This window comes from Desulfosporosinus meridiei DSM 13257, assembly GCF_000231385.2.
GTDB classification, from domain to species: Bacteria; Bacillota; Desulfitobacteriia; order Desulfitobacteriales; family Desulfitobacteriaceae; genus Desulfosporosinus; species Desulfosporosinus meridiei.
Genome location: NC_018515.1, coordinates 1,039,153 through 1,051,371 on the forward strand (window position 1 = coordinate 1,039,153; position 12,219 = coordinate 1,051,371).

Here is a 12,219-nt window from a genome sequence, read left to right on the forward strand (position 1 = left end):
TGAGGATCCCCGCCGAAGTAGAATAAGGAACACTCACTTTAAAGAAGTAGGTGTCAGAATGAATCCAGAAATTCTTAAGGGTGGTAACAATATCTTAAGAAACTATATCTATAACTCTAGAAGTAATGAAGGATATGTGTTGCTCGATGTATTGCTGGCTCTATTTCTTTTTTCATTAGGATTTGCAGTTTTATTTGAATTAACAAGCCACGCCCTTTCTGAATCGGGGAAGGCCATGACTCTCATGGAAGGGGCTAATTTGGCTCAAGGAAAAATGGATCAATTAGCGGTTCGGAATTGGAGAGATAATATTGCTCAGCGGGGTTGTATACCTGGCGGTATTGTTGAGGGACGAGAAGGTAAATTTCGGTGGCAAATATATTCTGATTGGCATGATATCCCCCACTTATTAAAAGTAAGTGTTAAAGTGATGTGGTCGGAGCGAGGAGATCCTTATCAATACAAGTTGGAGAGTCTTTATGCGGTCGAATAGAAGACGGGCACCAGAACAGGGGTTAACTCTCATAGAAGTTGTGTGTGCCCTGTTGATTTCTTGCATGTTCTTGATGATCGCTATGCGCTTATTAACGGATCAATGGCGGGGTGCCCGGGCTCTTAAGAATCACCTGGAAGCTCAATACACGGTCTTTACTACTGGCAAGACAGTCTCGGATGCCATTCGAACCGCCGAAACTGTAAGCTGGACAGAGTCGGGAGTGTTAAAAATATTACCTCTACCTGATAATACCAATCCATCGCCAACTCTCGATTCCTATTTCATCGATGATTTAGACCATGATGGAAAGAGAGATCTGTATTGGCGACACTTAGGAGTTTCTCAGCCAGTAGCGAGCTATGTTATTGATTGGAAATGTGCGGAGGTGGAACCGGGATTATGGGAAATCTTCTTACACGCCAGCAAGGAAGGGCGAGCAATCACTTGGAAAACTCTCATCCGCCAAAGGATATATTCGGCGCCCTAAACACCCTTATGGTTACCGGGAATGATATTAAGCACAACTCAAGAGGATATGTCAGCCTGCTCATTCTCTTGTTATTAACCTTACTCGCAGGGCTAGGAATGGAGAGCTATCTAAAGTCCAATACTGAGAACCGAATGGTCAAACGTGAAGTTCAAAGCCGTCAGGCTCTTTACCTTGCTGAAGGGGGAGTGGAGTGGGCAAAAGCCCATTTGACAACTAATCCTGATCTGAGGAAGGGAAGTTTGTCTTTAGATAACGGGCAAGTCGATGTGCAGATTGAGTTAAGTGGAGGGGATTACAAAGTGACTTCAAAAGGGCTTTCTGGGTTAGCGGTCAGAAAAATCGAGGAACACTTAGAATTGGTCAATGACAGTTGGGTTAGTAAGAGTTATCAGGAACTGCATCAGTAATGGTGACGAGAAACGACTATGACTTCGGTCAATATCTGTATGCCAATGGCTATCTGGATGAGGCTGGTTTAGCAATGGCCTCAGAGCTAGCCTTAAAGGGTGAAGAACCAATTGGGGATGTGCTCCTGCGCACAGGAATACTGGAAAAAGCCAGCTTGTCAGAGGCCCTACGCAGCTACTTGGGAATCCAGGCAGTAAAATTGACGAGAGTCATAATTGACCCCGCTGTCGCAGGATTGATTTCTGAAGAAATTGCTCGTCGTTATACCCTTATTCCCTTTGAGCGATATTCCGGGGTCTTAAAGGTTGCCATGTCTGATCCCACCCATGAAAGAGCCCTTCGGGATGTAAGAATGCTGACCGGGTTAGAGATTGAACCACTATACGCAGCTAAGGAAGAAATTGAAGCTGCAATTCGCCAGTATTTAACCGTTGAACAGTCTGTTGCCCGCCTGGCGGATATTGGAGACAGCGTTTTTGAAAATTCGGGAGTTTGGTCGACTGAATCCTCTAAGACCCTGGAGTATGAATTCCAAGAAGATGAAGCGCCTACTTTGAAATTCGTTAATTCTATTTTACATGAGGCAGTTTTACAGGGAGTCAGCGATATCCATTGGGAACCCCGTAAAAACCTTTTTGTAGTCCGCTATCGGATTGATGGTAAGCTTATTAAAAAGCATGATCTTGCTTTAAAAGCTGCACGGAGTATTGTCTCTAGTCTTAAGGTGATGGCTCACATGGATGTTGCAGAACGCAGGTTTCCCCAAGACGGTCGAATGACCTTTAGCGCTGGAGTTCGGCGAGTGGATCTGCGTATGTCCTCGATGCCAACCGTATATGGTGAAAAAGTTGTAGTTCGCATTTTGGATCCTGAGATGGCTCAGCGTTCGCTGGACAGCCTAGGTATGCGCCAAGACGTTAGGACAGGGGTACAAGCTTTATTAAAGCGTCCAAATGGTTTGATCTTAGTCGTTGGCCCCACCGGGAGCGGCAAGACTACTACCCTCTATGCCCTGCTTAGGGAATTAAATGCTGAAGAGCAAAACATCATTTCAATTGAAGACCCTGTGGAATATCAACTTTCAGGAGTTAATCAAGTACAAGTAAATCTTCCTGCCGGGCTTAGTTTTCCCGTAGGCTTGAAACATATTTTACGGCAAGACCCAGATGTGATTATGATTGGAGAAATCCGTGATGAAGAAACCGCCGGAATCGCCATAACTGCTTCACTGACCGGGCATTTAGTATTATCAACCCTACATACAAACACTGCTGCAGCGGCCTTAGCACGGCTGATTGATATGGGGGTAGAGCCCTATCTTTTAGCTTCAGCGGTCAGCGGGGTTTTATCTCAACGCTTAGTACGTCGTTTGTGCGAACACTGTAAGACCCAGTATAAAATTTCTGAGGCGGAAAAAAGAGCATTTCGCCTGCCTGTGTCAATAAACTACCTATACCGCTCGGTAGGCTGTCCGGAATGTCTGGGGACAGGATATCGAGGCAGGATAGGGATCCACGAGTTTTTGCTCTATAGTCAAGAGATTAAAGAACTGGTTCTCTCTGTACAAAATGCTCGCGACATAGAACAGCAAGCCATGGTTTCCGGAATGCTTACTGTAAGTGAGGATGGGTTCCTAAAGGTTCAGCAAGGCCTTACAACTGTTGAGGAAGTATTGCGGGTTACATCTGGAATAGAAGAATAAGGGGAGACTAAACCATGATTTCATTTAAAGAACTTTTACTTTTAGCTGGAGAAAAGAAGGCTTCAGATATTCATTTGACTGTAGAGAGTCCTCCGGTTTTGCGGATGGATGGCTCACTGATCCCAAGCAAGATGGATAAACTTTCTCAGGCAGATTTAGAGACCTTTACCAAGGCTCTGATGAATGAAACTCAGGCCAAACGGTTTGCTGAATATGGTGAATTAGATATGTCCTATAGTTTACCGGGTGTTGGACGTTATCGGATTAATATATTTCGGCAAAGGGGATCAATTGGAGTGGTTATTCGCCTGATTCCTTTTACAATCCCAAGTCCTCAGGCCTTAGGACTTCCTCCCGTCAGCATTGAGCTGGCCAAACTGCACAAAGGATTAGTCTTAGTGACTGGCCCAACCGGAAGTGGAAAATCCACAACTCTGGCTTCACTTATAGACTATATTAATACGACGAGGGCCAGTCATATTGTGACAATTGAAGATCCCATTGAGTATTTACACCGACATAAGTTAAGTCTAGTCAATCAACGAGAGGTTGGTAACGATACCCATTCTTTTTCTAATGCTCTGAGAGCTGTTTTACGTCAAGATCCTGATGTAATCTTAGTTGGAGAGATGCGTGACTTAGAAACTATTGCCACAGCGGTAACAGCTGCTGAAACCGGACACTTGGTCTTTAGCACTCTTCATACCAATGATGCCACTCAGTCCGTGGATCGGATGATCGATGTATTTCCCCCCCATCAGCAGCAGCAAATTCGTGTACAGTTAGCGGCTGTCTTGCAAGGGATTATGTCTCAACAATTATTTCCCAGAGCAGATCACAAAGGCAGAGTTGCAGCCATCGAGGTCTTGATGGCCACTCCGGCGGTACGCAGTTTGATTAGAGAGGGCAAAACCCATCAGCTTCCGACAGTTATTCAAACAAATGCTAAGTTGGGAATGCAAACAATGGACAAGGCTATTATGGAATTAGTCCAAAAGGGACTGGTAACGTATGACGTTGCCCAGGAAAAGCTGCAGAGCCCTGATAGCATGCGAAGATGAGCAAACAGCATTTCTTATGGAAAGCTGTTGATATAAATGGCAAAGTTCGTCGCGGAATATGGGCTGATACTGGCTTGTACGAGGTTCAAAGACGTCTAAGGAAGGCAGGCTACTTTCCGGTTTGGATTCGATCGATAGCTCCTATAGAAAATGCCCTTTTTCCAGCCGGAAGGAATTTTAAGTGGAGTAGTTTTGCTCGTCGATTGGCTACTTTACTGGAGGCTGGTATCCCCATCCTGCAAGCTTTGGAAATGATGAGCTCCAATGAGCGCAGTTCCTTTGATCAAGACCAATTAATGATTCTCAAGAACCAGGTAGAAAGTGGCACTGATTTATCTGAGGCTTTAGCTCATCTCAACCCCTCCCCTAACTCATTTATACTATCCATGATAAAGGCCGGCGAATATACGGGAAATCTGGGAAAGGTTCTCAGTGAGATTGCTGATGAGTTAGACCTGGAGCTTGAGTATCAGCGAAAAATTAGGGCAACTCTGGCCTATCCTGCCCTTTTATTTACTGCAATTATCCTCGTACTCTACGCTCTTTCGGTCTGGATTCTGCCAATGTACGAAAAACTATTTCTAAGTGTTGGTGTCTCCGAATTGCCTTTCTTGACCAGAGTCATTTTTGCCGGCAGTCAAAAACTTCCCCTTCTCTTAGGAGGGTGTCTTAGTTTGGTAAGTGTGAGTTTATTGGTTGTTAAATTTTCCAGCTCGAATCAGTGGAGAATCCATCTGGAGAACTTGCTGGGACGTGCCCCTTTGATCGGTAAAGTCTATCATCTTCGGGATTTAGTCCAGTTCAGCCGGATGTTGAGCCGCTTGCTGACCGCCGGAATTCCTTTATTGGAAGCCTTGCGTCTCACGGCAGGAACCTTGCGCAGCCCTAAGATGTTAGCTTTAATAAGCAATCTCATACTAAATGTTCGTCAAGGAAAAAGAATGGCACCAATGCTCAGTGCCAGTGGGATTTTTCCTAAGGAAGGAGCTGAAATGATTGGAATCGCAGAGGAAGCAGGGCAACTTGATCTGATGATGCATTATGTCACCAAGATATTTCGCCGTGATCTTGAGGAACAACTCGAAGGGTTAATGCGAATGATTGGGCCCCTTCTCACAATTATTTTAGCCGGGTTGATTGGCATTATCGCAGGAGGAGTTATGCTCCCTATCTTTGATCTAAGTTCACAACTTCAGTAGTCTTAGCTTAAGTTCATCCGAGTGAGACAGATGTTCAATTCTAATTGAACGAGATTGCTTTGTGCAGGACTGTTAAAATTAAGGAGGAATTAAGATGAATTATCTCAAACAGGACAAAGGATTTACCCTGATTGAAGTTTTGGCTGTGATCATCATAATCGCCGGACTGGCGGCAATTGCAATTCCTAAATTAGTATCTAGTACAGCTAATGCGAAACAAAAAGCCGATGTAGCTACAGCCCACCAAGTTAAAGCAGCTCTTGATCGTTATCAAGTAGAAAATGGTACCTATCCTAAAAACTTGGAAACAAAGGATGGGAAGGTTACAGCTCCGGGTTTTATTCCTAACTACATCAGTAAGTTGGATGTGTCAACCACTCAACAGGTGGTAGTGGGCAAAGAAGGATTTGGAGTATCTACCTTAACAGTCGACGAATCGGATAGCACTTTGTATCATTTTCCAGCGGATCATACTCCCAATAGAATCATCATGATCTATTTGTCTGCGGATGGTTTAGCTGCGGAAGTTCGGGCGTATGATGAAAAAATGAAAGAGGCAATTTGGACGTCAGCTGACTAGCGTGTCTTTTTCAGAGAGAAAACTGCAAAGAACCCAAAAAGTTGCAAGGTTATTCATTAAAGACTGAATTGAAGATAAAACCGGAAAAGAGGGCCTCATTTGTTTTTAATAAGTATTACAGCTGGATTATTAGGATTATTAATTGGAAGTTTTCTGAATGTGGTCATTTACAGAGTCCCGCGAGGGGAATCCATAGTATCGCCGGGTTCTCATTGTCCTGCTTGTGGACATCCCTTAAAAGCTTGGGAACTTATTCCCGTCCTTAGTTTTCTAATCCAGAATGGAAGGTGTCGGGAGTGTCAAGAGCCAATTTCTTGGCGTTATCCGGCTGTTGAACTACTAACGGCAATTCTTTTCTTGCTTACGGCATACTTTAGTTGGAGTACGGCAATCTATCCTTCTCAACTATTCCTAAACTTAGTCTTTGTTGCTGTCTTGATTGCGCTATCCTTGATTGATATTGATACCCTGCGCTTGCCGGATGTGCTCACCCTTCCCCTCTTAGTGCTTGGGTTACTGGGGGCTTTTCTTATACCCGGAAACCCAACAGGATGGGAAAGTTTGCTGAGTGCTATGGGCACGGGAGGGTTATTCTTATTGATTGCTCTGCTCTATCCCCAGGGAATGGGCTTAGGAGACGTTAAATTGGTTGCGGCACTTGGTGCCTTCCTAGGTTTTCCCGCAATATTCTTAGCTGTTTTTCTAGGAAGTCTAATTGGTGCAATATCTGGAGTATATCTCCTAGTTACAGGACAAAAATGTTTTCGTCAACAGATCCCTTTTGGACCTTATCTGGCCCTAGGATCAATAATAGCCTTATTGTGGGGAACCCGAATCTTTGATTGGTATTGGGCGTTGGTAAAATGAAACCTCGAATAAGTAGGTGAAATAATGCAGAAAAGTTACCTAGTTTTCGAATTAATTGATGGAGAGATTCGTGTATTTTGCTTTTCCGTCTCTTCCTTTAGACAAAAACTTATTCATAGTTCTACAGCAGTCAGATTTGACCGTATTCCAATACCGACCGGTCTTATCGAGCAGGGTGCAGTTCGAGATGAAGACTCTTTAAGGGGCATTCTTTCGAACTATCGATCTCAGCACCCTGGTAAGTTTGCTAAAGCTTATCTGGCAGTTTCAATGCAGCAGGGATTCATAGGAGCTTATACCCTGCCTTGGCTATCTAAACGCGACAGAGAATCAGCTATATCTCTTCTCGTAGATGAGGAAATATCGATTCCGAAGTCTGAGCTGTTTTATGATTACTTCATTTTACCCGAGGAACAACCTAAAACATTACAAATCCTCTTAGGTGCAACACGACGAAGCATACTTGAACAGTATGCCTTTATTTTTGATCAAGCCGGTTTTCCATTAAATGAGATCGATTTTGCTTATTCCGCTCTTGGACAGGCTTTCAGATTTGATGCAGATCAAGATGTATTATACCTTCAGGGTGAGCCTGAAGGTGTGAAAATAATTTTCTTTAGAGGAGTAGTTCCCAAAAACTTGCGCATGCTTTCTTCTTTTTCGGCTAATGAAACGTATTCGGAAACAGACTTACTTGAAGAGCGGAAAAACGAAATAGGACGGTTTCTCTTATATCATCAAACTCAGCAGACCGATTATAATTTACAACGGATAGTCTGGAGTGGAGGTTCTGATATCAGCAGACTCGCTCAGGAGTTACATTCAACTAACTCAAATTTATTGCTTGAACAAGCTGTCATAAAGGATTTGCCTGATTCCTGGCAGAAAGTGCTTGAGCAAAACCATGGTGTTGCAGAGGTGGCAGTGGGGTATGGTCTGCGCGTTATATCCCAACGTCCGGGGCTTAATCTTTGGCGCCAGCCATTTGCCAAGGGAAAGCTTATGAAGGCCTACTTACGTCTAGGGTTCGCAGCAATAATATTGCTTATCATAGGAACCCTGGTTTGGTTATCTCTTTCTCGACTGGCACTACCTTTACAAGATGAACTAAGCCAACTATCTCGGGAGGGTACTGATATCCTGGAACAGAACCAACAACAGGCAGATCTGCTTTCTGCTTGGAAGAAAGTAAGTGTCCACCGGGAGAAGATCGGAGAGAGGTTGGCAGAAGTTCAGGCTTCGGCGGGGGTAGAATTGGAGATTAAACAAATCACCTTTAAAAACGGAAGTCTATCTATACAAGGCTCGGCTAATGACTCGAAAAATGTCCAAGCTTTTATCAAGACTCTGAGGATACTAGGCTGGGCAGATCCGTTATTATCAAGTTACAAAATGACAGTAGAAAGTACCGTTGATTTTATGATAAATGCTAAGCTGGGGCAAATTTCTACCCAGCTAGAGTCTCAGGAATCCGAATAATATTTTGAGGTACTGTGAATGTTTGAGTTAGTTTGGTTAGAAGAGAGCAATTGAATTTGGTTTTGATATTAAAAATATTAACTTTGATTTTAAGTTTAAGGGGGGGCTTATTTTTGATTAAGTCAACCATCAACTCCTCTATACGTAACTGCCGATATATTTCTTTAGGTAGTCTTAAAATTATTATCTTCAGCATCTTTCTTTCCAATGCTGTTGTCTATACGACTCTTTGCCAGCCAGCGTATTTTAAGTTGATGGCATTGAAAGAAGAGACTAATTATTGGCAAGATGTATTAGAAAGAGATGTAATCCAAAATGAGTCTATTATTCCTACAATGGATCAATTGCCGGACATGATTGAGCTGTGTCGTCATACTTTTCTAGATAAAGGTGTGGACGTGGCTTCCTTAAATGTTGAACGATTTGGGGAGCGGAGAGAGGCAGGAACAGGAGCAACCGTTGATTATGCTTTGGTTCGATTGCGGTTAGTTGGTCAACAGGAACAAATTCCAAGTTCCCTAGAAGCTATTGAGGATAATAAAAAAATAAGCGTTCATATTCAGGAGGTGCTCTTAGCTGAAGGAAAGGGAGAAGCTCTTCTGAAAATCTATTTCAGTACCGGAGAATAGCTTTGTCAGCAAAGATACTGGTTTGATGAAGTGAGCTATGGTAATTATGGGATACTTTTCATAAACTTAGTAACGAGACATTCCTTTGCTACCATAGTTTATGAAGAGGAGGAATGTGATGTGGGAAAAGAGTACTGCATACAAGCCGGAGATAATTTTTATGTTTTAGCTCAACGCTGGGGAGGCACCTGTGATGATTTTCTAATGGTTAATCCTAGCGTTGACCCACTAAGACTTCAAATAGGACAAAAGATTGTTCTGCCCGATTTTAAACCAAGTAAAGGGCTGGAACAGTATGCAACTATAAATGCTGATCAGGGGCAAGAGTTTGTTGGGGAATATTTAGATCAGGTAGAAATGGAAGTTGAAGGAGTTCGTGTTCGGCTAAAGCGTATCGGTGAACCAAAGACTCCTCATGAAATTCATTTAATGATTCCTCGAACAGAGATTCGAAAAGTTCAGCCTGCTGGAGAGTGTGGGCCAACTGAAGTACAAATAATGTTGAGTAACTTAAATGTTGTGCTTTCTCCTCGCTTAGTGAGTGGAGAAGGGGATCGTGCAGAACAAGGGAAAATGACGGTTCAGCAGGATCAAAACCAACAAACTCAAATTAATAATCCCCAGCAATTTGGTCAAGGGGTACAGCCGGGGTTCTAAGCGTTAAGGGTAGGCTGATGACATTTGTAAGGTATTGCAATAAGCATAAAAACAGTAAAACAGACAGGAGATTCTAAAACCTCTTGTCTGTTTTTATGGCCATTATTGATTCTTCACTCAATTCCGAGACTCCACTTTTTAACCGAGGGTTCTTTATTACGACCGTGGGGGTAGAGTAGAGTTCAGTTACTAGAGATAATAAATCTTTTTAGGCAGGAATGAAATAACTACTAATAGAAAAATACTATGCTACAATAGAAAATTGTGTTAAAATTTTAAAGGTGAGTTGAGGAAGTGATAAATTGGGTATGATATGGGTGTTTAATGGACCAAATTTAAATTTATTAGGGTTGCGTGAACCAGAGCATTATGGCTCGCATACATTGGCGGAGATTCATCAGGAAATATTAAAAATAGCAAATGAGGCGAAAATAAACGCCGAGTGCAAGCAAACTAATCATGAGGGGGTTCTCATCGACTGGATTCAGGGCCTAAGTTCAGAGGATTTTTTGATACTTAATCCTGGGGCTTGGACGCATACGAGTTATGCGATTAGAGATGCTATAAGCGCTGTAAAAGTTCCTGTAGTTGAAGTACATCTATCCAATATCCACGCACGTGAGGCCTTTCGGGCCAATTCAGTTATTGCTCCAGTCTGTATCGGACAGATCTCAGGTCTAGGCGCTGAGGGATATTCCCTAGCAATGCATTATGCTATCTCTTACCAAAAAACACAGGGTAAAACCTGAACTGGAATTCGAATCATGTACTACGAACTTCGAGATAGGGGGTATTTAAGTGAGTCGCCTGCAACAAATGCGTCAACACATGCGAGATGAAAATCTCAACGCATATGTTGTAATGCGCCCGGAAAACGGTAGGTATCTTAGCGGATTTTCCGGTGGTGAAACAACTTTATATATTACTTTAGAGAATGCTGTTTTATTAACCGACTTTCGCTACATAGAACAAGCTAAAGCTCAAGCCCCTGCTTTTGAGATTATTGATGCGGGACATGACCACTTTGCAAAATTAGGCGAAATAGGTAGGGGAGTACATAAGGTTGGCTTTGAAGGAGATTATATAACCTACGTTGATTTTGGCAAGCTGAAGAATGCCTTCTCACAAGCTGAACTTTTTTCGCTGCCGAACCTTGTCAGCAACTTGCGCTCGGTGAAAGATGATTCTGAAATTGGGTTAATTCGTCAAGCTGTGAAAATTGCTGATAATGCCTTTAAAGAAGTTTTAATGACAATTGAGATCGGACAATCAGAGGAAGAAATCGGACTTAATCTGGAATATTCCATGAGACGAGCTGGTGCCAGTGGAGGTTCCTTTGACTTTATCGTGGCATCAGGCCTGCGTTCGGCTATGCCTCATGGAACTGCAAGTCCTAAAAGGATTCAGGCAGGGGAATTTCTGACTATGGATTTTGGAGCCATTTATCAAGGGTACTGTTCGGATATAACTCGTACTGTGTTTATCGGCGACCCAGAGGATAAGCATAGGGATATTTACGCTACTGTTTTGAGAGCACAAATGGCAGGAATTCAAGCAGTTGCACCAGGCCGCTCCGGTAAAGAGGTAGATGCTGTAGCCCGGTCTATTATTGAAGAAGCAGGCTATGGAGATTACTTCGGACACGGGCTGGGACATTCTGTAGGTCTGGCGATTCATGAAGGGCCGAATCTGAATAAACGAGAAGAACGTCTTCTTCAGCCTGGTATGGTAGTCACTGTCGAACCTGGTATTTATATACCTGACTGGGGCGGTGTTCGCATTGAAGACATTGTTTTAGTTACTGAAAGCGGTTGCGAGGTCTTAACCCAAGCACCAAAGGAATTGATTATATTATAAGTAAATTTTGTCCATAAGCTGATTCTCACTACCCCTTGTTGTTCAAAATGCAGAAGGAATGGTAGTATTAAGCTTCTGGATAACATAGATTCCATGGGATGTATCCCCAGAATCGCAAATCAACGGTTTTCATTACGCAGGTATTAGACTTCAAAAGGGACAATCTGGTCTAGACAAGAATTATTAGGAGGAAGTAAACAATGATTTCAACAAATGATTTTAAGACAGGTCTTACCATTACAATAGATGGTGATGTATTTTCAGTAGTTGAGTTTCAACATGTCAAACCAGGGAAGGGTGCAGCTTTTGTACGCACTAAACTGAAGAATGTCAAGACCGGTGGCGTCGTAGAGCGTAAGTTCAATGCCGGCGAAAAAGTTGAGAAAGCACATGTAGAGCGCCGCGAAATGGATTATCTTTATAAAGATGGAGAACATTTCGTTGTTATGGATAAGGAAACCTACGAACAAACCTCTTTAACTGAGGCACAAATCGGTGATGGAGTTAAGTGGCTGAAAGAAAACATGACTTTAGGGGTGCTTTTCTTTGGGGTACAGGTTATTGGGGTAGATATCCCAAATTCTGTTCAACTGGAAGTTACAGCTACTGAACCGGGAGTTAAAGGAGATACTGCAACCGGTGGTACCAAACCTGCTACCTTAGAAACCGGTGCTGTCGTGCAAGTTCCTTTCTTTGTTAATGAAGGGGATGTCCTCATTATTGATACTCGCACAGGTAACTATGTCCAACGGGCATAGTGATACTCATATACTTAAATAGTTAATAGACATGAA

General features: G+C 42.9%; 14 protein-coding genes. All 14 read left to right on the plus strand.

What is annotated here, in order from left to right; translation table 11 throughout:
* The first annotated feature begins 58 nt into the window (after window positions 1–58).
* Window positions 59–493: a hypothetical protein gene (locus tag DESMER_RS04790; RefSeq protein ID WP_014901940.1), complete on the plus strand. Its 435-nt coding sequence runs from the start codon at window positions 59–61 to the stop codon at window positions 491–493.
* Entirely contained in the window at window positions 480–983 is a 504-nt protein-coding gene (locus tag DESMER_RS04795) for a PulJ/GspJ family protein (RefSeq protein ID WP_014901941.1), read from the plus strand. The genes DESMER_RS04790 and DESMER_RS04795 overlap by 14 nt, the downstream gene beginning before the upstream one ends.
* 98 nt (window positions 984–1,081) lie before the next feature.
* Window positions 1,082–1,393: a hypothetical protein gene (locus DESMER_RS04800; protein ID WP_052314864.1), complete on the plus strand. Its 312-nt coding sequence runs from the start codon at window positions 1,082–1,084 to the stop codon at window positions 1,391–1,393.
* Entirely contained in the window at window positions 1,393–3,096 is a 1,704-nt protein-coding gene (locus tag DESMER_RS04805; RefSeq protein ID WP_014901943.1) for a GspE/PulE family protein, read from the plus strand. The genes DESMER_RS04800 and DESMER_RS04805 overlap by 1 nt, the downstream gene beginning before the upstream one ends.
* A 14-nt stretch (window positions 3,097–3,110) precedes the next feature.
* Window positions 3,111–4,157 carry a type IV pilus twitching motility protein PilT gene (locus tag DESMER_RS04810; RefSeq protein ID WP_014901944.1) on the plus strand — a complete coding sequence of 349 codons (1,047 nt, stop codon included), beginning with the start codon at window positions 3,111–3,113 and terminating at the stop codon, window positions 4,155–4,157.
* Window positions 4,154–5,356 carry a type II secretion system F family protein gene (locus DESMER_RS04815; RefSeq protein WP_014901945.1) on the plus strand — a complete coding sequence of 401 codons (1,203 nt, stop codon included), beginning with the start codon at window positions 4,154–4,156 and terminating at the stop codon, window positions 5,354–5,356. The genes DESMER_RS04810 and DESMER_RS04815 overlap by 4 nt, the downstream gene beginning before the upstream one ends.
* Window positions 5,357–5,450: 94 nt before the next feature.
* On the plus strand, window positions 5,451–5,936 hold the full coding sequence (locus tag DESMER_RS04820) for a type II secretion system protein (protein ID WP_014901946.1): 486 nt from the start codon (window positions 5,451–5,453) through the stop codon (window positions 5,934–5,936).
* Between the two features lie 99 nt (window positions 5,937–6,035).
* Window positions 6,036–6,803, plus strand: coding sequence for a prepilin peptidase (locus DESMER_RS04825; protein ID WP_014901947.1), 768 nt, complete (start codon window positions 6,036–6,038; stop codon window positions 6,801–6,803).
* A 24-nt stretch (window positions 6,804–6,827) separates the two neighbouring features.
* Complete coding sequence (locus DESMER_RS04830) at window positions 6,828–8,282, plus strand: type IV pilus biogenesis protein PilM (RefSeq protein WP_014901948.1); 1,455 nt, start codon at window positions 6,828–6,830, stop codon at window positions 8,280–8,282.
* Between the two features lie 113 nt (window positions 8,283–8,395).
* A complete protein-coding gene (locus tag DESMER_RS04835; RefSeq protein ID WP_014901949.1) occupies window positions 8,396–8,911 on the plus strand; it encodes a hypothetical protein in 516 nt (171 codons plus the stop codon).
* A gap of 120 nt (window positions 8,912–9,031) precedes the next feature.
* Window positions 9,032–9,568: a LysM peptidoglycan-binding domain-containing protein gene (locus DESMER_RS04840; RefSeq protein WP_014901950.1), complete on the plus strand. Its 537-nt coding sequence runs from the start codon at window positions 9,032–9,034 to the stop codon at window positions 9,566–9,568.
* Window positions 9,569–9,870: 302 nt separating this feature from the next.
* Window positions 9,871–10,317 (plus strand): type II 3-dehydroquinate dehydratase, encoded by a 447-nt coding sequence (gene aroQ, locus DESMER_RS04845; protein ID WP_014901951.1) that lies wholly within the window; start codon window positions 9,871–9,873, stop codon window positions 10,315–10,317.
* Between the two features lie 49 nt (window positions 10,318–10,366).
* On the plus strand, window positions 10,367–11,425 hold the full coding sequence (locus DESMER_RS04850; RefSeq protein ID WP_014901952.1) for a M24 family metallopeptidase: 1,059 nt from the start codon (window positions 10,367–10,369) through the stop codon (window positions 11,423–11,425).
* A gap of 200 nt (window positions 11,426–11,625) precedes the next feature.
* The gene (efp, locus tag DESMER_RS04855; RefSeq protein ID WP_014901953.1) at window positions 11,626–12,183 is read left to right on the plus strand and encodes an elongation factor P; all 558 of its coding nucleotides are present in this window, start codon (window positions 11,626–11,628) and stop codon (window positions 12,181–12,183) included.
* Window positions 12,184–12,219 lie beyond the last annotated feature (36 nt).

Coding starts and splice junctions, on each gene's coding strand:
- DESMER_RS04790 (WP_014901940.1), top strand. CDS start 59: ATGAATCCAGAAATTCTTAAGGGTGGTAACAATATCTTAAGAAACTAT.
- DESMER_RS04795 (WP_014901941.1), top strand. CDS start 480: ATGCGGTCGAATAGAAGACGGGCACCAGAACAGGGGTTAACTCTCATA.
- DESMER_RS04800 (WP_052314864.1), top strand. CDS start 1,082: ATGGAGAGCTATCTAAAGTCCAATACTGAGAACCGAATGGTCAAACGT.
- DESMER_RS04805 (WP_014901943.1), top strand. CDS start 1,393: ATGGTGACGAGAAACGACTATGACTTCGGTCAATATCTGTATGCCAAT.
- DESMER_RS04810 (WP_014901944.1), top strand. CDS start 3,111: ATGATTTCATTTAAAGAACTTTTACTTTTAGCTGGAGAAAAGAAGGCT.
- DESMER_RS04815 (WP_014901945.1), top strand. CDS start 4,154: ATGAGCAAACAGCATTTCTTATGGAAAGCTGTTGATATAAATGGCAAA.
- DESMER_RS04820 (WP_014901946.1), top strand. CDS start 5,451: ATGAATTATCTCAAACAGGACAAAGGATTTACCCTGATTGAAGTTTTG.
- DESMER_RS04830 (WP_014901948.1), top strand. CDS start 6,828: ATGCAGAAAAGTTACCTAGTTTTCGAATTAATTGATGGAGAGATTCGT.
- efp (WP_014901953.1), top strand. CDS start 11,626: ATGATTTCAACAAATGATTTTAAGACAGGTCTTACCATTACAATAGAT.